Raw genomic sequence first — 21,409 nt, forward strand, 5'->3', positions numbered from 1 at the left:
ACAGGATGTCCGCTGGGGCTTGTAGAAAAAGTTGTAACTCAGAAGGTCAGTCAGGCTGAATGCGCGCCGTCTGCCAGAGACTTGACGAAATCAAGGACCTCAGCCGCCGGTTTGCCCGCGCCAATCTGGCTGACAATGGCCGAACCAACCACTGCTCCATCGGCGACACTGGCGATTGCGCGCGACTTTTCGGGCGTGTTGATGCCAAAGCCGACAATGACGGGCAGGTCGGTCTTGGCCTTGATCCGTGACACTTCGGGGCCGACATCGGTCGCCTGAGCCTCGGCAGCGCCTGTGATGCCCGTGATCGAGACATAGTAGACGAAGCCAGATGTGTTCTGCAAAACGCGTGGCAAACGTTTGTCGTCGGTGGTTGGCGTTGCCAGTCGAATGAAGTTCAGACCCGCGGCCTGTGCTGGGAGGCACAGCTCCTCGTCTTCCTCAGGCGGCAGATCGACCACGATCAGCCCGTCTATCCCCGCTGCTTTGGCGTCTTCCAAAAAGGCGTCGACGCCCCGGCTGTAGATCGGGTTGTAATACCCCATCAGCACGATCGGGGTTGTATCATCCGTTTCGCGAAATGCGCGCGCGAGATCCAGAGTACGCTGCAGGGTCATACCACCATCAAGCGCGCGCTGACCTGCGGCCTGAATGGTTGGCCCATCTGCCATCGGGTCGGTAAACGGCAACCCCAGTTCGATCACATCAACCCCTGCACCGGGCAAACCCTTGACCACCTCAAGCGACGTTTCATAGTCCGGATCACCGGCCATGATATAGGCAACAAAGGCCTTCTTCCCTTCGGCTTTCAAAGCGGCGAATTTGGCGTCGATACGGGTCATCGGAATTCCTTGCACACGAGGTTTGGACCTGATGTGCAGAAACTTGACCCGAAAATCAATCCCGGTTGCCTCAGAACGCGTAATGATATCTCAGGAACACCGAGTTCACGCCCGGATTGTCATCCTGGGTGCTGGCGTTCGAGATGTGCGTGATTGCCAGGGACACCTTGTTGCCGCTGTCGAGCGTATACCCCAAACCCAGCAGGCTGCGGATCTGGAAGCTACCACCCAGATCGTTTGCTGCGTTTGATTCATTATAGTAGCCCGGGAAGACGCTTCCTTCGACGAACCAGCGATCTGCAAAACTGTAGAGCCCGACCAAACCGGCACCCAGATGCGTGTCACCATCGGAATCGACTGTCAGGGCAGCCCCCCATGTGGCGCTGAACCGGGTTGCCTCGTGAAACGGGCGGTGCTGATATTCCAGCGAGAATATTGCCTGATCGTCACCCGAGCCAGCCGAGTAGTCCGCATATCCTGCGCCAAAGATAACAGATTGTGCCTGAGCTGCACCTGCTGCAGCCAGTGTAAATGCCAATACAAGAAGGGATTTCATCTTCACTACTATGTCCGTCGTTTTCTGATTACTTTTATTGGGGACTGTAAGTGCGTGATTTCAATACGCGCAAGAACACAATGCGATCTCGCTTTCGTGATGTGGCAGAATGGACTCGGCGCAAGACGGACACCCATGCCTTGCGCATTGCCGCTGACCTGCATAGAAGCAGCGCGCAACCGGTATGCAGGAGGCCGTGATGGGCTTTAAAATGGGAATTGTGGGTCTGCCGAATGTGGGCAAGTCGACCTTGTTCAACGCGTTGACCAAAACCGCAGCCGCGCAGGCGGCGAATTTCCCCTTCTGCACCATTGAACCCAATGTGGGCGATGTAGCCGTTCCTGATGATCGGCTGGACAAATTGGCGGCGATTGCGTCATCCAAGCAGATCATTCCCACGCGGATGACATTTGTGGATATCGCCGGTCTGGTAAAAGGGGCCTCGAAAGGCGAGGGTCTGGGCAACCAGTTCCTGGCGAATATCCGCGAGACTGACGCCATTGCCCATGTGCTGCGTTGTTTCGAAGATGGTGACGTGACCCATGTCGATGGCCGCGTTGATCCGGTTGCCGATGCCGACACGATTGAGACCGAGCTGATGCTGGCCGATCTGGAAAGCATCGAAAAGCGCCGCGCCAATCTGGTGCGCAAGCTGAAAGGCAACGACAAAGAGGCGCAGCAGCAGGACCGCCTGTTGGCCGAGGCACAGGAAATGCTGGAAAGCGGCAAGCCTGCGCGTCTGGTCGAGGTGTCAGACGAAGACGTCAAGGCGTGGAAGACGCTGCAACTGCTGACCACAAAACCGGTGCTCTACGTCTGCAACGTGTCCGAGGAAGAAGCCGCCGAGGGCAACGAATATTCGGCTAAGGTTGCCGAGATGGCAGCGGAGCAGGGCAACTCTCATGTCATCATCAGTGCCAAGATCGAAGAAGAGATCAGCCTGCTGGAAGACGACGAAGCGCAGATGTTCCTTGAGGAGATGGGTCTGGAAGAACCCGGTCTCGACCGCCTGATCCGCGCGGGCTACGACCTGCTGAAACTGGAAACCTATTTCACCGTCGGCCCGAAAGAGGCCCGTGCCTGGACCATCCGCACCGGAACCGCCGCGCCGCAGGCGGCAGGTGTGATCCATGGCGATTTCGAAAAGGGTTTCATCCGCGCCGAGACCATCGCCTATGACGACTACATCGCCGCGAATGGTGAGCAGGGAGCGAAAGAAGCGGGCAAGATGCGGGCCGAGGGCAAGGGCTACATCGTCAAGGACGGTGATGTGATGCACTTCCTCTTCAATACCTGAAGCGGTGCAATTGCTTCGAGAAATGTGCTATCTGCAACGGAGTTTTTTCTAAACTTGGTTGGGTTGGGATGGAAAACGCAACTCTCGAAGCGAACAAGGCCGTTGTGAAGAGATATATCGACGAAATACAAAACGGTCATTCGCTCGACGCTATTTACGACATTTTCGCGGAAGACTTCGTCGATCACACATCGAGCGGGGGAGGTGCGTTTGTCGGCGGCATTGAAGGTCTAAAAAATGGATATGCAACTTTCTTGCAGGCGTTCCCCGATTTACATGCAACTGTAGAAATGATGATCGCCGAGGGCGATAACGTTGTCGCGTACAAGACGCTTACGGGAACGCATACGGCTGAGTGGTTGGGCGTTCCTGCGACCGGGCACCCGGTAAAGTTCAAGATTATCAGTATCTATAAAATCAAAGACGGAAAGCTCTCCGAATTTTGGGGATTGCAGGACGAGAATACGCTCAGGCAGCAATTGGCAAACACTCCAACTGGTTAGTCAAAGCACGCGCACTATAGCCCTAAAATGCTATCTGTGTTTGAAATCCAAGCGCCGGGTTTCAGTAACATAATCAGGACGCTAAGAAGAATAGATGCGGGCTTACTTTTTTCCGTCCGATACGCTGTAGTGTTGGGCCGACCCGTAACCCGAGAAAAGATAGATGATTGAAATCCGTGACCTACAACTCCTCAGCGCCTTGGCGCGGCATCGGCATTTTGCCAAGGCGGCGGAAGAATGCGGAATTTCTCAGCCTGCGTTTTCAATGCGCATCCGCAATCTTGAGGATCGTCTGGGCGTCTCCATCGTCCGTCGCGCCAACCGGTTTCAGGGCCTGACTGAAGAGGGCGAGATGATCGTGCAGCGTGCGCGGCGTATCCTTGACGATACCAAGGCCCTGGAGCAGCAGGTGCTTGCCTCGAAGGGTGAAATTACAGGTACATTGATCTTGGGCGTGATTCCGACGGCGATCGCCTTCACTGGCCGGTTGATAAAGCGCCTGCAGTTGGCGCATCCGCGTATTCTCTCTCGAATCGAAACCATGTCCGCGACAGCGATCCAGCACCGGTTAGATGAAGGCAGTCTGGATGCGGGCATTACATATGGCGACAGTATCGGCACAGATTTGAGGCAGGTGCAGCCGCTCTATGAGGAAACTTATGTTTTGTTGGTTCCATCGCATATGACGGATGAAACCGACCCGATCCCGTGGGCGCGGGTTGCCGAGTTTCCCATCAGCCTGTTGGAGCCGCAGATGCAGAACCGACGTATTCTGGATCGCATTTTTGCCGAGCAGGGCCTGCATCCCCATGTGGTTGCGGAAACCAGCGGTTTTACCGCCTCGATGGTGATGGCGCGCGAGGGGTTGGCGGCCACCGTGGTTCCCCGGGTGTTGGTCCGCGCGCTGGGCGATTTGAAGGGGACAAAAGTGCTGCCTTTGGTCGATCCTCTTGTCAGCAAACCGATTTGTCTCGCGACCCTGACCCGTGACCCTGAACTGCCAACGGTCGAGGCTTTGCGTGCCGTGGTGACGTCTTTGCGGTGATAAGCTGTCGTTATCGTGCGATTACGATAAGCGATTTGACGATATGCTATTCTGATGAGACACGGAGCCTCAATCGGAGGGCATCATGGCACCATTAGATACCAAGCCATCAGGCGCACCAAAGGGCGTCTGGAAGTCAGGTAAAGGCAAGGGGCGGCACACGCCCAAAGGCCGTCAATTCTCGGACGAGGCACAGGCAGAGATCCATCGCCTGCTGGGCGACCGCCCGCGACGTCGCGACCTGCTGATCGAATTCCTGCATTTGATTCAGGACGAACACGGCCACATCAGCGCCGACCACATCGCGGCACTTGCGGTTGAGATGCGCATCGGTCAGGCCGAGATCTATGAGACCGCCACCTTCTATGCCCATTTCGACGTCGTGAAAGAAGGCGAGACGCCTCCTCCTGCGTTGACGATCCGCGTCTGTGATTCTCTGTCCTGCGAGATGGCTGGTGCCCAACAGTTGCAGAAAGCTCTGGAAGACGGTCTGGACCCGGCTGAGGTGCGCGTTGTCCGCGCGCCCTGCATGGGCCGATGCGACACGGCTCCGGTGCTTGAGATCGGTCACAACCATATCGATCATGCGACCCCCGAAAAGGTGCAGGCCGCAATTGCCGCCGATGATACCCATGCGCACCTGCCCGTCTACGAAACCTTCACGGCCTATGAGGCGGATGGCGGTTACGCCAAGCTGAAAGAACTGCGCGATGGCGGTGATTGGGAAAAGGTGCAGGAAGATGTCCTGACCTCGGGCCTGCGCGGTCTGGGCGGCGCAGGATTCCCGTCCGGCAAGAAATGGGGCTTCGTTCGCATGAACGAAGGTCCGCGCTATCTGGCCGTGAACGGGGACGAAGGCGAGCCCGGCACGTTCAAGGACCGTTACTATCTGGAACGCACGCCGCATGTCTTCCTTGAAGGGATGCTGATCGCCGCATGGGCGGTCGAGGCCGAGACCTGCTTTATCTACATGCGTGACGAATATCCGGCGGTTCTGGAGATTCTGCGTCGGGAGATTGCTGCGCTGGAGCAGGCCGGGATTGTTGAGCCCGGTTACATCGATCTACGCCGGGGTGCTGGTGCTTACATCTGTGGTGAAGAGTCCGCGATGATCGAGTCGATCGAAGGCAAGAAGGGCCTGCCGCGCCATCGTCCTCCGTTCGTGGCGCAGGTTGGGGTCTTTAACCGCCCGACCTTGGTGCACAATGTTGAGACGCTCTATTGGGTCACCAAAGTGTGCCGCGAGGGGCCGGAATGCCTCAACAGCACTGAAAAGAATGGCCGCAAAGGTCTGCGCAGCTATTCGGTCTCGGGCCGAGTGGCCAAGCCGGGGGTCTACCTGCTGCCTGCGGGGTCAACCATTCTGGATGTGATCGAAGTTGCTGGAGGCATGGCCGAAGGTCATGTGTTCAAAGCGTATCAGCCGGGCGGCCCGTCCTCGGGCCTGCTGCCCGCATCGATTGACGATGTGCCGCTGGACTTCGACACCTTGCAGCCGCTGGGCACCTTCATCGGCTCCGCCGCCGTGGTGGTTCTGTCCGATCAGGACACCGCGCGGGATGCGGCGCTGAACATGCTACGGTTTTTCGAGGATGAAAGCTGCGGCCAGTGCACGCCCTGCCGTGCTGGCTGCGAGAAGGCGGTTAAGCTGATGCAAGCCGATAAGTGGGACACCGATCTGCTGGAAGATCTGTGCCAGGTCATGGGCGACGCCTCGATCTGTGGTCTGGGGCAGGCTGCTCCGAACCCGATCCGCCTTGTCATGAAACATTTCGCTGACGAAATCTGAGGGAGACAGAGCCATGCTTGACGCAAGCCCAAACAAGACCGTCACCTTCAACCTGAACGGCGAAGATGTCACCGTGCCCGAAGGCTGGACCATCTGGGAAGCCGCCAAAGGGCAGGGGTTCACCATCCCGCACCTGTGCCACAAGCCACAGCCGGGCTACAAGCCCGATGGCAACTGCCGCGCCTGTATGGTCGAGGTGGAAGGCGAGCGCACGCTGGTCGCCTCGTGCATCCGCCCTGCAGCGGACGGTATGGTTGTGAAGACCGACAGCGAGCGTGCTGAGAAGTCGCGTGCTATGGTCATGGAGCTTCTGGTAGCTGACCAGCCTGAAGAAGCACACGACACGTCCAGCCATTTCTGGGACATGGCCAAGCTGAACGATGTCAGTGAAAGCCGTTTCCCAGCCAAAGAGGCCGAGAAGATCCCGCTGCTGGATGACAGCCACGTTGCGATGCGTGTCAATCTGGATGCCTGCATCAACTGCAACCTCTGCGTCCGCGCCTGCCGTGACGTGCAGGTGAATGACGTAATCGGTATGGCCGGTCGCGGTCACACTGCGCAGGTGGTGTTCGACCAGAACGATCCGATGGGCGCCTCGACCTGCGTGGCCTGTGGTGAATGCGTTCAGGCCTGTCCGACAGGAGCGCTGATGCCCGCTACGGTGCTGGATGACCAGCAACAGGGCGACAGCAAAGACTACGATTCCGAGACCGAAAGCGTCTGCCCGTTCTGCGGGGTTGGCTGCAAGGTCTCGCTGAAGGTCAAAGATGGTAAGGTCAAATATGTCGAGGGCATTAACGGTCCCGCCAACGAAGGCCGCCTCTGCGTCAAAGGCCGCTTTGGCTTTGATTACATCCACCACCCGCATCGCCTGACCAAACCGCTGATCCGACGCGAGGATGCGCCTGAGAAAGGTCTGAATGTCGATCCATCGGACCTGTCGACCCATTTCCGCGAAGCGACATGGGAAGAGGCGATGGATTTGGCTGCCTCCAAACTGATGGCCTTGCGTGAGGAAGACCCGCGCAACGTTGCAGGCTTTGGCTCGGCCAAGTGTACCAACGAAGAGGCCTATCTGTTCCAGAAGTTCATCCGTCAGGGCTTCAAACACAACAATGTCGACCACTGCACCCGTCTGTGCCACGCGTCGTCTGTGGCGGCTCTGATCGAGAACGTTGGCTCGGGTGCCGTGACCGCGACTTTCAACGAGATCGAAAACGCGGATGTGGCGATCATCATCGGGGCCAACCCGATTGAAAACCACCCCGTTGCGGCCACCTACTTCAAGCAGTTCACCAAACGCGGCGGCAAGCTGATCGTCATGGACCCGCGCGGCGTTGGCATGCGCAAGTTTGCCGATGAAATGCTGCAATTCCGCCCCGGCGCGGATGTCTCGATGCTGAACGCGATCATGAACGTGATCGTCGAGGAAGAGCTGTATGACAGCCAGTATATCCATCGCTGGACCGAAAACTGGGAGGCAGAGAAAGAACACCTGCGCCAGTTCACGCCCGAGGCGATGGCGCCGATCTGCGGTATCGAACCGGATCAGCTGCGCCGTGTTGCGCGCACCTTTGCGCAGGCCAAGGCCGGTCTGATCTTCTGGGGCATGGGCGTCAGCCAGCACATCCACGGCACGGATAACTCGCGCTGCCTGATCAGCCTTGCGTTGATGACCGGTAATGTCGGCAAACCCGGTGCGGGTCTGCACCCGCTGCGTGGTCAGAACAACGTGCAAGGTGCGTCTGACGCAGGCCTGATCCCGATGTTCCTGCCGGACTACAAGACGGTCACGGATGACAGTATCCGGGCGCAGTTTACGGATGTCTGGGGCTCGGACGATTTCTCGAACGAGAAGGGGCTGACCGTTACCGAGATCATCGACCAGGCCTATGCAGGCAACATCAAGGGTATGTACATCATGGGTGAAAACCCGGCCATGTCCGACCCTGATGTGGGCCACGCGCGCGAGGCTCTGGCCAAGCTGGAGCTGATGATCGTGCAGGATATCTTCCTGACCGAAACGGCGAACTATGCCGACATCATCCTGCCCGCCTCAGCGCTGTATGAGAAGAACGGCACCGTGTCGAACACCAACCGTCAGGTTCAGCGGGTGCGCCCGGCTGTGACCCCTCCGGGTGAGGCGCGCGAGGATTGGCGGATCACCGTCGAGCTGGCGCAGCGCATCGGATTGAACTGGGATTACACCGATGTGTCTCAGGTCTTTGCCGAGATGAAGCTGACCATGGAGTCGCTGAACAATATCACCTGGGAACGGCTTGAGAGCGAGACGATCACATACCCGTCTCTCAGCGAAACCGATCCAGGGCAGTCCATCGTGTTCGGCGACGGGTTCCCCCGCGCGGATGGTAAGGCCAGATTCACACCGGCCAGCATCATCCCGCCGGATGAGGCCCCGGATGAAGACTATCCGATGATTGCCACCACCGGACGTCAGCTGGAGCATTGGCACACAGGTTCGATGACTCGACGTGCAACCGTTCTGGACGCGGTGGAACCCGAGGCGAACTGCTCGATGAACCCGCGCACGCTCAAACTGATGGGGATTGAGCCGGGTGAAACGATCCGTCTGACCACCCGTCGCGGTTCGATTGAGATCATGGTTCGCGCGGACCGGGCGATTGCCGAGGATATGGTGTTCATCCCGTTTGCATATGTCGAGGCGGCGGCGAATATCCTGACCAACTCGGCCATCGATCCTTATGGTAAGATCCCAGAGTTCAAGTTCTCGGCAGTCCGGATTGAAAAGATCGAAGACGCCATCGCTGCGGAATAGCGGAAGCAGTGATTTGACATAATTTTTGGGGCGGCTCTGAACAAGGCCGCCCTTTTTTGTTTCACCATCGAAACCCGCGATAAAGATGTTGAATTTGCTGGCTACCAACGTTCGATTGCCCAGTGCAATCGCTCATGAGAACGGACGGGTTCATCGGAAAAAACGGGCCATTAATCACTCAATGTAACGTTTCAATGGTTGGTAAGACACACGATAACGTTATGCCGAAATCTGTGACTTTCAGGCCGCGTCGAAGGCTGAGAAACAAAAGGCATTTTGCGAGTATAGCGCAATCGAAAGAATGGGATTTGACAAGTGAAGTCGCGCGAATCCTGATATAATAAGTTATATTTATCAAAATGTTATGAGTGCATCGTGGGCGAATTTATGGACCTGTCATGTGGCCCGATTTCTGTTTTTTTGTGAATTGATCTTCATTAAGCACATCCGATCCAGAGGGGCAGATATCGTGTGGTCTTTCCTGAATTGACCCGGGCGTATTGCAGGTCAATCGGATTTGACCGATGAGGACCCGTGCCAGCTTTTGCAGCAAGCTCATTCACTCAAATTACGGAACACGACATGAAACATGTTCTCTTCGCTTCTGCGGCGCTGTTTGCGACCGCAAACGTCGCCGTGGCTGACGTAAAGTTCAGTGGTTTTGCCCGCTTTGGTATCGGCTATCAGGAAGATCGCTCAGCTGATGAAAATGTTGACGACACCATTTTGGTTTCGCGCTTCCGCCTGAATCTCGACGGGGATGCGGAAACCGATACAGGCATCAAATTCTCGGCACGAGTTCGTCTTCAGGCGGACGAAAGCAGCAGCACTGGTGAGGCTAATCAGGCCGGGCTGAACGGCGCGCGGTTCTCTGTCATCTATGGCGGCCTACGAATTGATGCTGGCAACGTTGCAGGCTCCTTTGACAACTCGGACCTCTATTTCGGGAATGAGCCGGGTCTGGAAGAATTTTTGGGTCAGTATTCGGGGGTCGATTATGAGTTCCTTGAATATTCATCGACCGGAGCAGGTTCGAACGCCGTATTCTTCCAGTACCATATTGATGATTTTTCCTTCACCGGGTCCTATGATTCCGATAGCGAAGAAGGTGCAGATCGTTGGGATGTCAGCGCTATTTACGCCATAGACAACATTTCAGCCACGCTGATCTACGGTAAGACCGATGGTGTAAACGGAGAGAGCAGCCAGAATCTTGTCGTTCTGGCTTTGGGTGCCGATTTTGGCGATTTCAGCGGCACCCTGCTTGTCGGTCGTGACGGTGATACGCCTGACAATGATTTTGGTGAAGAAACTGATGGTACGACCTATGGTCTGTCACTGGCCTATAACATTGGCGCAGCGACCACATTGACTGCGGCATATGGTGATGGTTCTGCCGAAGGCGATACGCAGCAGTATGGCGTTGGTATTATTCACGATCTGGGCGGTGGTGCCTCGCTGCGCGGCGCTGTTGGGCGCGAAAAAGTTGGCCGTGAAGGTGACGGCCAGGTGCTTGCCGATTTTGGTGTTCGCTTCAATTTCTGAGCCGTTTCGAAACCAAAGAGGGGGTTGCCCATAGGGCAGCCCCTTTTTTTGCCCTAGTAGTCGCGCTCGAAAAAGATACCCAGTCCGGTCTCGCCACGCCCGTCTACTGTGCCCCGAACCGTGAAGCTGTCGGTGACATCCAGATTCAGATTCACTTCGGTATCGCCCTCAGTGTTGACGGTGAAATCGGTATAAAGGTTATCGCTGAGATAGGCACCGGCGCCCAGACGGCCTGCGCCGCCTTCGGTCGCGCCAATATCGATCGTATCTACCCCGGTTGCATCGCGCACGCCTTTGGTGGCATCCCCGCCCGCGCCGCTGAGTTGTGCCAGCGAGGCCGCCATCTGCGCAATCACGAACGGCGAAAGCTCTGAGAAACGGTTGCCGAACAGCAGCATCGCCAATGCCTCTTCAGTGGGGCGTTCAGGGTCCGAGAATACATCGATTTCCGGTGCATCCAACGGACCTTCAATCTCGATGGTCGCGGTGCCATCGGATGTGCTGGTTGAGGATTCGAATTCGATATAGGGCGTCAGGTCACCCTGCAGCGTGACCACACCCTTGGTTAATGCCAGACGGCGGCCCAATATGTCGATGTTGCCCCGGATCAGTTCGATCTGACCGGAGGGAACGACCGCTGTCGTCGTGCCGCCGATCTGAATGCGTCCGCCCAGTTCCGCGTTAACGCCACGGCCCCGCACAAAGACCGCCTTCGGGGCGAGCAGAGCGATATCCAGCGCGATGCGAGAGTTGCTCTTTTCAGCGTCCTCGCGTTCTACCAGATTGGCGCGCTCTCGGGTAACGAAGCTAGCCTGGCTTTCGTTGAGATGTTCGATTGATGGGATCGGGGCGGCACCAACCGCGCCGGACGCTGCGGCAAGGTTGATGTTTGTCTCGCCGAAATTGATCTGTCCGGCGACCGAGCTGTTGCCCGCCAATGCCCCTGTCATCGCAATCTGGCCGTTCAGCGTAGTTTCGAACAGCAACTTGTCAGTTAGAACCAGATTGTTGATTGCCGTGGTGATCTGTGCGTTGAACGGTGGCGTCAGATCGACCGGGCCTCTGACTGTAAAGCCGCCTCCGGCGCGCACGCCGCCTTGCAGGTCGATTGTGGCACGGCTCTGCCCGAGCGTGACTGCGCCGCTGATACCGGTGATTGTCTGACCGACTTCCGGCAGCGCCATTGATGTGCCCGAGGTTGAGATCGTTCCACTGAGCGCGCCAAGCGATGGCGCTCCGTTCAGGGCGAGGTCGAATTGCGCAGTGCCCTGCAAACTGTTCGGGGTGATAAAGGTATTGGCGATGCCAATATTGACGCCGCCCCGCATTTTCAGATCGGCGGTACCGCTGGTTTCATCAAACGTGCCGGTGACCGTGCTGTTGATCTGTGCCGGACCTTCTGCCCTGGCATCGATAACCCATTTGCCCGCATCGCGTTGGGCCTTGCCCGTCGCAGAGATGGTGCCGGGGAAATCCGGTGCAAACCGTTCAATCCGATTGAGTCGGGCATCAAAATCCAGATCGGCCGAGCCATTGGTATCGAAATCTCCCGACAGGCTGGCATATGAACTCTCTGGCCCCAAAAGCCGCGCGGTCCCTTCCAGCCCAGACGCCGTGGGGGCAACATTACCTTCTAACCGCAACGGACCCGACAGGGTGGGCGAGAGACGGGCCATATCGTCCAGCGCTGCTGAAAAGGTCAAGCCGCCAGCCGAGCGATCCAGTTGACCCGAGGCGTTTGCGGTCAGCGCTGTGCCATTCAGGCGGAAGGTGCGAATGTTCAGCCCTTGATCGTCATTCACGGCATCCACGTTGAGCGTGGTCCGACCCTGAACAAGGTTGTCAACCACATCCATCCCGGTGCCGATGTCATCGGCCGTTACGTTGCCTTTCACGTCGAAGGTCCTGGATCCTTGAGCACCCTTTCCCGAGAGGTCGGCATTGACCGATCCAGCCAATTCACGCCCCGCGAGGCCGGAAAACAGTGACAGATCAGGCACATCTACCTTGGCTGAGCCATCTACAGCGAAGTCTCCCGTGGGGTCGTCAATCGTTGCTGAGACCTGCGCTGTCAGAGCTTTGCCGTTCACTGTGGCATCGCGAATGACGATCTGGTCCCCCGAACGCGCACCATCGAAGCTGATCGTGATGCGGCCCGTTAGCAAGGGATCGATATCGCTCATCCCGGTCTGGATATCGGTGCCGATCACGCTGGCCTGGCCGTCAAACTCAAGCGTCTGAACGGTACCTTTGCCGTCCAGCCGTGCCTGAACAGTTCCGGCCAATTCGCGTTTGGCCAGACCAGAGAAGACCGAAAGATCAGGCGCATTTACGCTAGCCTGACCGTCGATAGTGACATTGCCATCAGGTGTTGTGACAGTGCCGCTAGCCTGAGCGGTCAGTGCGTCGCCGTCGATGCTGAACGCTCGGATGGTGACGCCATCGGACCCACGTTTGGCATCCAGTGTGATCTCGGTCTCGCCCGTGATCACCGGATCGATATCATCACGACCTGTCGACAGGTCACGTCCGTTGACGACCACCGTGCCGTCAAAGCTGCGTTCGAGCGGTGAACCCTTGCCCTGCACCCGAACCGAAGCCTCGCCACCCAGCTGAAGCTGTGCCAGATCGGAAAACCGTGACAGATCGGTGGCCTTTAGCGTTGCAGCGCCGTCGACCTGCAATCCCGTTGCAAGCCCACTGATCAACGCATCCGCGCCGAGCGTATAGTCGCTGCCTACCAGCTCGAACTCGGAAAGCTGCAGGGACTGATCGCTGCCGTAGTCAAATTGTCCGTCCAGTGTGACCTGATCCCCAACGGCTTTGTTGAGCGCCGGATCGGCGAGGTCGATACCGTTCAGGGCCGCCTGTAGATCGCCCTCGATCGACAGCCCGTCGGTCTGATCCAGCGTGCCTTGGCCAGAGATCCGAGCATCGTCCAGTTTCAGATTAGGCGTTGTGACCGCGTTCGTGGTCAGGCTCAAATCCCAGAGGTTGCCGTTCTCGGCGTTAAACAGGGCCGAGATCTGTGCCGCTCCGATTGAGGTGTCGCCACCACTGATCGGCAGCACGACACTGTCTCCTTCCGGCGGCGTTATCCGGCCTTGCAACGCGGCCAGTTCCAGTGTGCCTCCTGCCCCAAGGCTGAGCTGGCTTTTCAATTCCAGTGCCTGCGACGTGATTTCGATATCCGAGATATCCAGCGCGCCGTCCGGATGTGTCCGCCCATCCACGAACAGCTTGGTATCGGTGCCAAAGAATGTGTCCATCTCTTCGGCCAGAAACGGGGTCAGATCGCCGCCCAGATCGGCAGTGAAGGCGATGCCGTCCGCCGCCGTGCCGCCCTCGACAGCGCTACGCAGCCGAACCTGTCCGGTGACCCGCAACTGCTGATCGCTGCTGAGACCGATATCAGCGGTGAAGTCACTGACAGGGCCTGACCCTTTCGCGGTCAACTCGATTGGCGGCGTGTCGGGAACTCCTAGCGCGGTGGCAATCAACCCGCCCGATGCCTCGGCAACGGTCAGGTCAAGGTCTATCTGGCGGCTTGAGTTGTCGAACCCGGCAGTCAGATCGATAGTGTCACCTGCTCGGTCCAGCCGGTCGATGTCGAGCGTGGTATCCAGCGCACCATCGGCCAGCGAAAGGTTCCCATTGACCTGCAATTCGGCGGCAACACCGATCAGGGGTTCACCCAGCGACAGATCATCGATACGAAGCTCTCCGATCTCTATCGAGACGGGCAGTTCGGGCAATTGGAACGGCTGTGTTTCGGCAGAGGGAGGGGGCGCATCCTTGGTTGTCGTTCCGGGCGCGCGCGCGATGTCAATCTCTTGCGCTGTCAGCGCATTGACTGAAAAACGGCCCCGCAGCAGCCCCAGCCGGTTCCAGTCCAACTCGGCATTTTTGATGGTCAGCCAGACGCCTTGATCATCGGCAACTGTGATCTCCTGGATGGTCGCGCGCGAACTCAGCGCGCCTTGCAACCCGATCACGCGGACATTCTGATCGTCGCCGGACAGGGTATCCTGTAGGAAGCGTTCGATCATGCTGCCACCTTCGTCCTGCGCGGCCACAGGGACAGGTGCGGTGAAGGCCACCGAGCAGAGCAGCAGGGGATATGTCACGCGACGCATCAAAAGGCCTGTCCGATCCCAAGGTAGAATTGCAGCCCGCTGCCGGTATCGCCCTGAACCGGTACTGCAAGGTCAAAACGCAGGGGGCCAAAACCACCCAGATCATAGCGGATGCCAATCCCCGCGCCAGAGTGTTCCTGTGACCCGTTACCCACGAAGGATGAAGTGTCGACAACGCCATAGTCATAAAATCCGACCAGAGAGATGGCGTCGGTCACGCGTCCCCGTACTTCGGCAGACAGACCCAGAAAGGATCTGCCGCCTGCGACTTCGTCGCCGATGGGGATGCCGAGGCTTTCAAACGGCTGCCCGCGTACGGTGCCCGCACCACCCGAGAAGAACAGGAAGTCCGGGGTCACGCCATCGGCAGGCGGCCCCAGGACCGAGCCCAGCTGGACACGTCCCGCCAGCACCAATCGCCCACCTGTGCCCAGATCATTATAGGCGCGCCCGTCAAAGAACATTCGCAGGCCTGAGTCCGAGCCCGAAAAGCCGACAAATGGCATGATCTGCGAATCCAGATAATAGCCGCGCGTGGCGCTGACCTTGCTGTCGCGTTCATCCCATTCCGATCGGAACGGAATGATGAAATACCTGAACTTTCGCCCATCCCCATAGGCGTCATCCGCATCCGACCACTGGAAGCCAGCTGATGCTTCGGCATAGAGCCGGTCCGAGAACGTGCGTCGCGCACCATAGGCAAGCGAAGCGACCGAGACGTTGTAATTCTCAGTATTGCGACGCTCCAGCAGTGCGCTCCAGAAGGTATTGTCGTCGGGGCCCAGCCGGTCGGGCTGATCCAGACGCAGGCCAATACGTCCGTCGATATCCTCGGCCCCGCCGATATTGCGGATGGCGGCCTCGAACCGCAGACGCTCGGCCCGGCGAAACACGTTGCGATGGGTCCATGTGGCTGTCACATCGACCCCATCGCGCGAGGCAATCTCAGCCCCGAATGTCAACCGGCGCGGCGGCAGGTCTTCGAATGTGGCATCGAAATCCAGGGTGCCATCGGGGTTTGGTGTCTCGCGTTCCTGTATCGACACAGTGCTGAACGTGCCTGTGCGGCGCAGCCGGGTCCCCACCTTTTGTACCTGTTGTGGAGAATACACCTCACCCGATGGGAAACCGGCGATATCTCTGATCGATTTGTGCCGGACTCGCGTATCGCCCTGAATGATCATCTTGCCGAATGTCAGACGCCGCCCCGGATTCAGATCAATTGTTGCATCCAGCCGGGCCTGCGCATGACGGGCAATCACTTTCTGATCTGCAACTTCTGCTTTGGCATGGCCTGCATCTCGCCAGCCTTGAACCCCGGCCGAGGCCGCCTGCTGAATAGCGCCGGTCGTTGCCAGTTTGCCGGTCGAAAAATCCTCGGGCAGAACCGTTTCGGGGGCCAGAGGTTGCACGACCGCTGTGCCGAACTTGAATTTCGGTCCAGATTGAACGGATATCGTGGCGCGGCCAAATTGCGCCGGCACGTTCAGCGAGTTGATCTTGGTTGCTTCTTGCCCGTCCAGTTTGATGCTGACCACGGGACTGAAATATCCTTCGTCATACATGATCTGCACGATGGTGCGATAATCCGATAGTGCCGCCGATAGAATCTCAAGCGAGGTATCCAGATCTCGTGAGTCTGCGTTGAAGACCGAAGACGTCTCCTCCAGTCGTTCAACAAGAGCTTTTGATGCGCCCGGTGCGGACAGCGTTGTTTCCAGCGCAGAAGCAAGGGTGGGGGACAGGGCTACAAGCGTACCAAAAAACCAGCTTTTCAGAGCGCTGCGCGGTCTGCTCCCTGTCATTCTATGGCTCCAACTGCCCCAAGTCGAAATCACTACGGCCGCGAAATACATTACCGCGGCTTGTTGAGTTCTTGTTAGAGCATCTGAAGGCGCGCAGGGGAAGCACTAAACGCCAGAACCACAGGATTAATGGCTTATAGATCGGCGTTGCGGAACCAGCGAATGATCGCTTCGCGGTCCTCGGGTTCCATATAGGTCACATTGGCCGGAGGCATGGCATGGGTCACGCCCGATTGCAGATAGATCTGCTGTGCATTTCTGGCAATGTCCGCCTCGGTTTCCAGCAGAACGCCTTTCGGGGCCCATAGGATGCCTTCCCAAACCGGTTCGCGCGCGTGGCACATCGAGCAGCGGCCCAGCACAACGTCATGCGCCTCTTCAAACCCGTCCGCAGCAGCAAATTTCTGTTCATAGGGTGTGAGCGTTGCGGCCTCGGCCTCTTCCAGAGTTTGGTGCATCGTCGCGGTCGACAGCCACATGATGGCGATGAACAGCAGCGCGGTGACTGCCCAGGTCCAAGTGGGATTCCCGGCGCGGGCGTGGCGGGTGTTGAAGTAATGCCGGATGGTGACCCCCATCAGGAAAACCAGCGCAGCGATGATCCAGTTATATTCCGTCGCAAAGGCCAGCGGATAATGGTTCGACAGCATCAGGAACACGACTGGCAGGGTCAGATAGTTGTTATGGGTCGAACGCAGTTTGGCGATCTTACCGTATTTCGGATCCGGCGTGCGGCCGTTCTTGAGATCATCCACCACGATGCGCTGGTTTGGCATGATGATGAAGAACACGTTGGCGGTCATGATCGTCGCAGTGAACGCGCCCAGATGCAGCATCATCGCGCGGCCGGTGAAAATCTGGTTATACCCCCAGCCCATGGCAACCAGCAGGACGAACAGCAGAACCATCAGCAGCGTCGGTCGCTCACCCAGCCCGGATTTGCAAAGGAAATCGTAGACCAGCCAACCAATTGTCAGTGACGCAGCCGAGATCAGAATACCTTGCCACAACGCCAGATCGGCCTTTTGGGCGTCGATCAGATAGAGCTCTCCACCCACCCAATAGACGATCATCAACAGCGCCGCACCGCTGAGCCAGGTCGCATAGCTTTCCCATTTGAACCACGTCAGATGCTCTGGCATCCGTTCCGGGGCCACCAGGTACTTCTGGATGTGATAGAAGCCACCGCCATGTACCTGCCATTCTTCGCCATCCGCCGGGCTGGGGATGTTGCGGTTCAGGCCAAGGTCCAGCGCAATGAAGTAAAAGGACGATCCGATCCAGGCGATGGCGGTGATGACATGCAGCCAGCGCACACCAAAACCCATCCAATCCCAGAAAACGGCTAAGTCGTACATCGATTAGGTCTCCGATAAGTTACCGCCACACTAGGCAAACGGGCTTTTCTTCGGTATTCCCGTATATTGTCAAACTGTATCAAAAAAAACGATAAGATGTCCTATCTCGACAATATTCGCACCTTCGTCAGAGTTTACGATCTGGGTAGCATGTCTGCCGCCGGGCGTGACCTGCGGATTTCACCAGCTGTGACTTCGGCGCGAATTTCTCAGTTGGAAGATCATCTCGGGGTGCGCCTGTTTCAACGCACCACGCGCAACCTGTCTCCGACCGAGCAGGGCAAGGCTTTTTACCCCGGTGCCGTGGCGGTGCTGGATGCGGTGGACGAGGCCGAGGCGCAGGTTACCCATCTGACCGAAGCGCCACGCGGTTCGCTGTTCGTTGCCGCGCCTTTGGGTGTAGGGCGACGGTTGTTGGCACCCTATGTGCCTGATTTTCTGTCGGAATACCCGGAGATCGATGTCCGCTTGCGATTGACGGACCGATCGGTTGATCTGACGACCGAGGGGCTGGATCTGGCTTTTTTCATTGGTCAGCCCGAGGATAGCACCTTGCGCATTCGTAAGATCGCCGATTGCCAGCGCGTGCTCTGCGCGGCCCCCGAATATGTTGCACGACGAGGCATGCCAGCGACCGGTGCCGATTTGATCGCAGATAAGCATGAATGCCTGAATCTTCGCTTTCCCGGCGCGACAGAATTTCAGTGGATGCTGGAAACGCCTGACGGTCCGAAGCGGTTTGCAGTGTCCGGGCGTTTTGAATGCGATGACGGAGACGTCCTGACTGATTGGGCGCTGTCTGGACAGGGCATCGCCATGAAACCAGTGTTTGAAGTATCAGACCACCTGAAAGCGGGTAGTCTGGTGCCAGTGGCTGCCGAGACGCCGCCAGTCTCAGTTCAGATGGCGTGCCTTTATACCCATCGGCGCCATCAAGACCCCAAGGCCCGCCTTTTTATGGACTTCATGATCGAGCGGATCGGCAAGGTGGTCCGTACTGCGGAATATTCATCCTAGGAATGCTCCCGCCCCTGTTTGTGCCGTTCCGGCACCGCACAGCGTTGGGCCGGGCGCCGCGGCAAAGCCGCGGCGCAGTTGCGCTCTGAATGCGCGCGTGTACGTGCGGATACGTGCGAAGCCGCAGCGCGCCAGCATGGCGCGCTGCCTCGCCCAACGGGAGGCGACCCCGCAAGGGGGCGTCCGACGGGCGGGAGTGTTTGGGATTAGCTGCCGCGATAGGTGGAGTAGCCGTAAGGCGATAACAGCAGCGGCACATGGTAATGTGCGTCGGGGTCGGACATACCGAAGCGGATTGGCACCTGATCCAGAAACAGCGGATCATCGCCATCCTGACTGGTTGCACGCAAGTAGTCCCCGGCAAAGAAGATTAACTCGTAGGTGCCGGTTTCGAACACATCCTGTGGCAGGATCGGGCTGTTGGTGCGTCCGTCCTCGTTCGTTTCGGTCTCGGCGAGTTTGTGGCGCTCTTCGCCGGAAATCCGATAGAGCGTAATGCGCAGTCCCTCAGCCGGACAGCCGCGCGCCGTATCAAGAACATGGGTCGTCAGATAGCCTGCCACTCGCCTTCTCCTATGATTTGTCTTTCGGTTTGCCACAGTCTGGCGCAAAGTTCCAAACAGTGGAAATGCCGAAAGAACCGGAAACAGCGTTCGGATTGATTTGATAATCCCGCAAGACTTTCTGGGCTATGGCTGTTGGGAACAGAAAATGAAACTGGAAGAGACCATGCAGCCGCCTCGTTACCCAAGGGACATGATCGGATATGGAGCCACCCCGCCGGATGCCAAATGGCCGGGCGGAGCAAAGTTGGCGGTGCAGATTGTGCTGAATTACGAAGAAGGCGGTGAGAATTGCGTGCTGCACGGCGATGCCGCGTCCGAGGCCTTTCTGTCTGAAATTGTGGGTGCGGCGCAATGGCCGGGGCAGCGGCATTGGAACATGGAATCGATCTATGAATACGGCGCACGCGCCGGGTTCTGGCGGTTGCATCGGTTGATGCAGGACCTACCAATTACCGTTTATGGCGTCGCGACAGCTCTGGCGCGTTCGCCCGATCAGGTCGCCGCAATGAAATCCGCCGGGTGGGAGATCGCCAGCCACGGGCTGAAATGGGTCGAACATAAAGATATGCCCGAAGACGACGAGCGGGCACAGATCGCTGAGGCCATCCGTCTGCACACCGAAGTGGTCGGAGAACGGCCGCGCGGTTGGTACACCGGGCGCTGTTCCGACAATACGGTCCGTCTGGTGGCGGAAGAGGGCGGCTTCGCTTATGTGGCAGACACTTATGCCGATGATTTGCCGTACTGGATGCAGACAGGTGGGCGGGATCAATTGATTGTGCCCTATACGCTGGATTGCAACGACATGCGCTTTGCCACGCCGCAAGGGTTCAACGCGGGCGAACAGTTCTACTCCTATCTCAAGGACAGCTTTGATGCGCTTTATGAAGAGGGTGAGGCCGGTGCGCCGAAGATGCTCTCGATTGGTTTGCACTGCCGCCTGATCGGACGCCCCGGACGGGTCATGGCGCTGAAACGTTTTCTGGATTATGCGCGCGGTTTCTCGGATGTCTGGTTCGCCACGCGGCTGCAAATTGCTGAACACTGGGCCGAGACGCATCCACCTACGCAGCACACCAAACCGTCGCAGATGGATCGCGCCGCGTTTGCGGCTGCTTATGGGGGTATCTTTGAGCATTCGGTATGGATTGCCGAACGGGCCTATGATCTGGAGTTGGGACCAGCACACGATACGGCTGGCGGGCTGCATAATGCGTTGGTGCGGATGTTTCGTTCAGCTTCTGAGGCGGAGCGCCTGGGCGTGCTAACCGCCCATCCGGATCTTGCAGGCAAGCTGGCGCAGGCCAAACGGCTGACACAGGAGAGTACATCCGAGCAGGCCTCGGCAGGGCTGGATGCGTTGACGGATGCCGAGCGTGCGCGCTTTACCGAACTGAACCAGCGCTACACCGGAAGGTTTGGGTTTCCGTTCATCATTGCGGTGCGGGATCATGACAAGGCCTCGATCCTGCAGGCCTTTGAACGGCGGATTGTTCAGGATCGGGGCACGGAGTTTGCCGAAGCCTGCCGTCAGGTCGAACGTATCGCCGAATTCCGCCTGCAGGACCTGTTGCCCTCATGACGCGCATCGTGGTTGAGCCGATCTCGGTTGAGGAATTTGCGCCCTTTGGGGATCTCATTGAAGTCGCGGGGGAGCCGGACAAGATCATCAATCAAGGGCAGTGCGGGCGGTATCATGACCGGGCATCGTTGGAGTTTGCCGAGGGGCGCGCGGGCCTCAGTTTGTTCAATGCCAATCCGCGCGCTCTGCCCTATCGGCTTGAGATGCTCGAACGGCATCCAGAAGGCAGCCAGGCATTTGTCCCAATGACACATCAACCATTTCTGGTGATTGTCGCCCCGGATGCGGGCGGACGACCGGGGCGTCCTCGGGCCTTTGTCACGCAACCGGGGCAGGCGGTGAACTATCATCGTGGTATCTGGCATGGTGTGCTGACGCCGCTGCATGGTCCGGGCCTGTTTGCGGTGGTGGACCGGATCGGTGAAGGCGACAATCTGGAAGAGTTCTGGTTCGAGACACCTTACGACGTGGCCCAAGGCTGAGCCGGGATGCTCCCGCCCGGTCGGGGTGCATCGAAGATGCCTCAAGACCGGTTGGGCCGGGCAGCGCGCGGGCAAGCCCACCCGCTGCG

The 21,409-nt window shown here is 58.1% G+C and carries 15 protein-coding genes; 9 read left to right on the forward strand and 6 right to left on the reverse strand.

What is annotated here, in order from left to right; all coding sequences use genetic code 11:
• Positions 1 to 50: 50 nt before the first annotated feature.
• Both trpA and ACR0NF_RS00345 read right to left on the reverse strand, forming a co-directional pair.
• Positions 51 to 842, reverse strand: a complete 792-nt coding sequence (gene trpA / locus ACR0NF_RS00340) for a tryptophan synthase subunit alpha (protein ID WP_480657050.1) — start codon at positions 840 to 842, stop codon at positions 51 to 53.
• Between the two features lie 70 nt (positions 843 to 912).
• Positions 913 to 1,398, reverse strand: coding sequence for an acyloxyacyl hydrolase (locus ACR0NF_RS00345; RefSeq protein ID WP_480469085.1), 486 nt, complete (start codon positions 1,396 to 1,398; stop codon positions 913 to 915).
• Positions 1,399 to 1,597: 199 nt separating this feature from the next.
• Between ACR0NF_RS00345 and ychF the strand changes: the two genes are divergently transcribed.
• The 6 genes from ychF to ACR0NF_RS00375 all read left to right on the forward strand — a co-directional run bounded on the left by ychF (position 1,598) and on the right by ACR0NF_RS00375 (position 10,374).
• Positions 1,598 to 2,695 (forward strand): redox-regulated ATPase YchF, encoded by a 1,098-nt coding sequence (ychF, locus tag ACR0NF_RS00350; protein WP_480657052.1) that lies wholly within the window; start codon positions 1,598 to 1,600, stop codon positions 2,693 to 2,695.
• A 68-nt stretch (positions 2,696 to 2,763) separates the two neighbouring features.
• Positions 2,764 to 3,198 (forward strand): ester cyclase, encoded by a 435-nt coding sequence (locus tag ACR0NF_RS00355; protein ID WP_480469087.1) that lies wholly within the window; start codon positions 2,764 to 2,766, stop codon positions 3,196 to 3,198.
• Positions 3,199 to 3,361: 163 nt separating this feature from the next.
• Positions 3,362 to 4,243, forward strand: a complete 882-nt coding sequence (locus tag ACR0NF_RS00360; RefSeq protein WP_480469088.1) for a LysR family transcriptional regulator — start codon at positions 3,362 to 3,364, stop codon at positions 4,241 to 4,243.
• Positions 4,244 to 4,328: 85 nt separating this feature from the next.
• Positions 4,329 to 6,032 (forward strand): NAD(P)H-dependent oxidoreductase subunit E, encoded by a 1,704-nt coding sequence (locus ACR0NF_RS00365; protein ID WP_480777580.1) that lies wholly within the window; start codon positions 4,329 to 4,331, stop codon positions 6,030 to 6,032.
• A gap of 13 nt (positions 6,033 to 6,045) precedes the next feature.
• Positions 6,046 to 8,829 (forward strand): formate dehydrogenase subunit alpha, encoded by a 2,784-nt coding sequence (fdhF, locus tag ACR0NF_RS00370; protein WP_480469090.1) that lies wholly within the window; start codon positions 6,046 to 6,048, stop codon positions 8,827 to 8,829.
• Between the two features lie 582 nt (positions 8,830 to 9,411).
• Entirely contained in the window at positions 9,412 to 10,374 is a 963-nt protein-coding gene (locus ACR0NF_RS00375) for a porin (RefSeq protein ID WP_480777581.1), read from the forward strand.
• A 53-nt stretch (positions 10,375 to 10,427) separates the two neighbouring features.
• On the opposite strand, the gene ACR0NF_RS00380 is transcribed toward ACR0NF_RS00375, so the two are convergent.
• The 3 genes from ACR0NF_RS00380 to ACR0NF_RS00390 form a co-directional block, all read right to left on the reverse strand.
• Positions 10,428 to 14,510, reverse strand: a complete 4,083-nt coding sequence (locus ACR0NF_RS00380; protein WP_480469092.1) for a translocation/assembly module TamB domain-containing protein — start codon at positions 14,508 to 14,510, stop codon at positions 10,428 to 10,430.
• On the reverse strand, positions 14,510 to 16,315 hold the full coding sequence (locus ACR0NF_RS00385; protein WP_480469093.1) for an autotransporter assembly complex protein TamA: 1,806 nt from the start codon (positions 16,313 to 16,315) through the stop codon (positions 14,510 to 14,512). The genes ACR0NF_RS00380 and ACR0NF_RS00385 overlap by 1 nt, the downstream gene beginning before the upstream one ends.
• 134 nt (positions 16,316 to 16,449) lie before the next feature.
• Positions 16,450 to 17,673: a urate hydroxylase PuuD gene (locus ACR0NF_RS00390; protein WP_480469094.1), complete on the reverse strand. Its 1,224-nt coding sequence runs from the start codon at positions 17,671 to 17,673 to the stop codon at positions 16,450 to 16,452.
• A 96-nt stretch (positions 17,674 to 17,769) separates the two neighbouring features.
• Here ACR0NF_RS00390 and ACR0NF_RS00395 point away from each other — a divergent pair, with 96 nt between their 5' ends.
• A complete protein-coding gene (locus ACR0NF_RS00395; protein ID WP_480469095.1) occupies positions 17,770 to 18,690 on the forward strand; it encodes a LysR family transcriptional regulator in 921 nt (306 codons plus the stop codon).
• Positions 18,691 to 18,896: 206 nt separating this feature from the next.
• Here the strand turns inward: ACR0NF_RS00395 and uraH are convergent, their stop codons facing one another.
• On the reverse strand, positions 18,897 to 19,253 hold the full coding sequence (gene uraH / locus ACR0NF_RS00400; protein WP_480657061.1) for a hydroxyisourate hydrolase: 357 nt from the start codon (positions 19,251 to 19,253) through the stop codon (positions 18,897 to 18,899).
• A 166-nt stretch (positions 19,254 to 19,419) separates the two neighbouring features.
• Here uraH and puuE point away from each other — a divergent pair, with 166 nt between their 5' ends.
• Both puuE and ACR0NF_RS00410 read left to right on the forward strand, forming a co-directional pair.
• The gene (puuE, locus tag ACR0NF_RS00405; protein WP_480777958.1) at positions 19,420 to 20,838 is read left to right on the forward strand and encodes an allantoinase PuuE; all 1,419 of its coding nucleotides are present in this window, start codon (positions 19,420 to 19,422) and stop codon (positions 20,836 to 20,838) included.
• Positions 20,835 to 21,320 (forward strand): ureidoglycolate lyase, encoded by a 486-nt coding sequence (locus ACR0NF_RS00410; protein WP_480777582.1) that lies wholly within the window; start codon positions 20,835 to 20,837, stop codon positions 21,318 to 21,320. Before puuE ends, ACR0NF_RS00410 begins: the two co-directional genes overlap by 4 nt.
• Positions 21,321 to 21,409: the final 89 nt, after the last annotated feature.

This window comes from Ruegeria sp. CF4 (assembly GCF_056537345.1).

Bases quoted from the DNA above. Each gene is read 5' to 3' on its own strand.
- ACR0NF_RS00395 (WP_480469095.1), top strand. From the start codon at position 17,770: ATGTCCTATCTCGACAATATTCGCACCTTCGTCAGAGTTTACGATCTG.
- puuE (WP_480777958.1), top strand. From the start codon at position 19,420: ATGCAGCCGCCTCGTTACCCAAGGGACATGATCGGATATGGAGCCACC.
- ACR0NF_RS00390 (WP_480469094.1), bottom strand. From the start codon at position 17,673: ATGTACGACTTAGCCGTTTTCTGGGATTGGATGGGTTTTGGTGTGCGC.
- fdhF (WP_480469090.1), top strand. From the start codon at position 6,046: ATGCTTGACGCAAGCCCAAACAAGACCGTCACCTTCAACCTGAACGGC.
- ACR0NF_RS00355 (WP_480469087.1), top strand. From the start codon at position 2,764: ATGGAAAACGCAACTCTCGAAGCGAACAAGGCCGTTGTGAAGAGATAT.
- ychF (WP_480657052.1), top strand. From the start codon at position 1,598: ATGGGCTTTAAAATGGGAATTGTGGGTCTGCCGAATGTGGGCAAGTCG.
- ACR0NF_RS00365 (WP_480777580.1), top strand. From the start codon at position 4,329: ATGGCACCATTAGATACCAAGCCATCAGGCGCACCAAAGGGCGTCTGG.
- ACR0NF_RS00410 (WP_480777582.1), top strand. From the start codon at position 20,835: ATGACGCGCATCGTGGTTGAGCCGATCTCGGTTGAGGAATTTGCGCCC.
- ACR0NF_RS00375 (WP_480777581.1), top strand. From the start codon at position 9,412: ATGAAACATGTTCTCTTCGCTTCTGCGGCGCTGTTTGCGACCGCAAAC.
- ACR0NF_RS00385 (WP_480469093.1), bottom strand. From the start codon at position 16,315: ATGACAGGGAGCAGACCGCGCAGCGCTCTGAAAAGCTGGTTTTTTGGT.
- ACR0NF_RS00360 (WP_480469088.1), top strand. From the start codon at position 3,362: ATGATTGAAATCCGTGACCTACAACTCCTCAGCGCCTTGGCGCGGCAT.
- trpA (WP_480657050.1), bottom strand. From the start codon at position 842: ATGACCCGTATCGACGCCAAATTCGCCGCTTTGAAAGCCGAAGGGAAG.
- ACR0NF_RS00345 (WP_480469085.1), bottom strand. From the start codon at position 1,398: ATGAAATCCCTTCTTGTATTGGCATTTACACTGGCTGCAGCAGGTGCA.
- ACR0NF_RS00380 (WP_480469092.1), bottom strand. From the start codon at position 14,510: ATGCGTCGCGTGACATATCCCCTGCTGCTCTGCTCGGTGGCCTTCACC.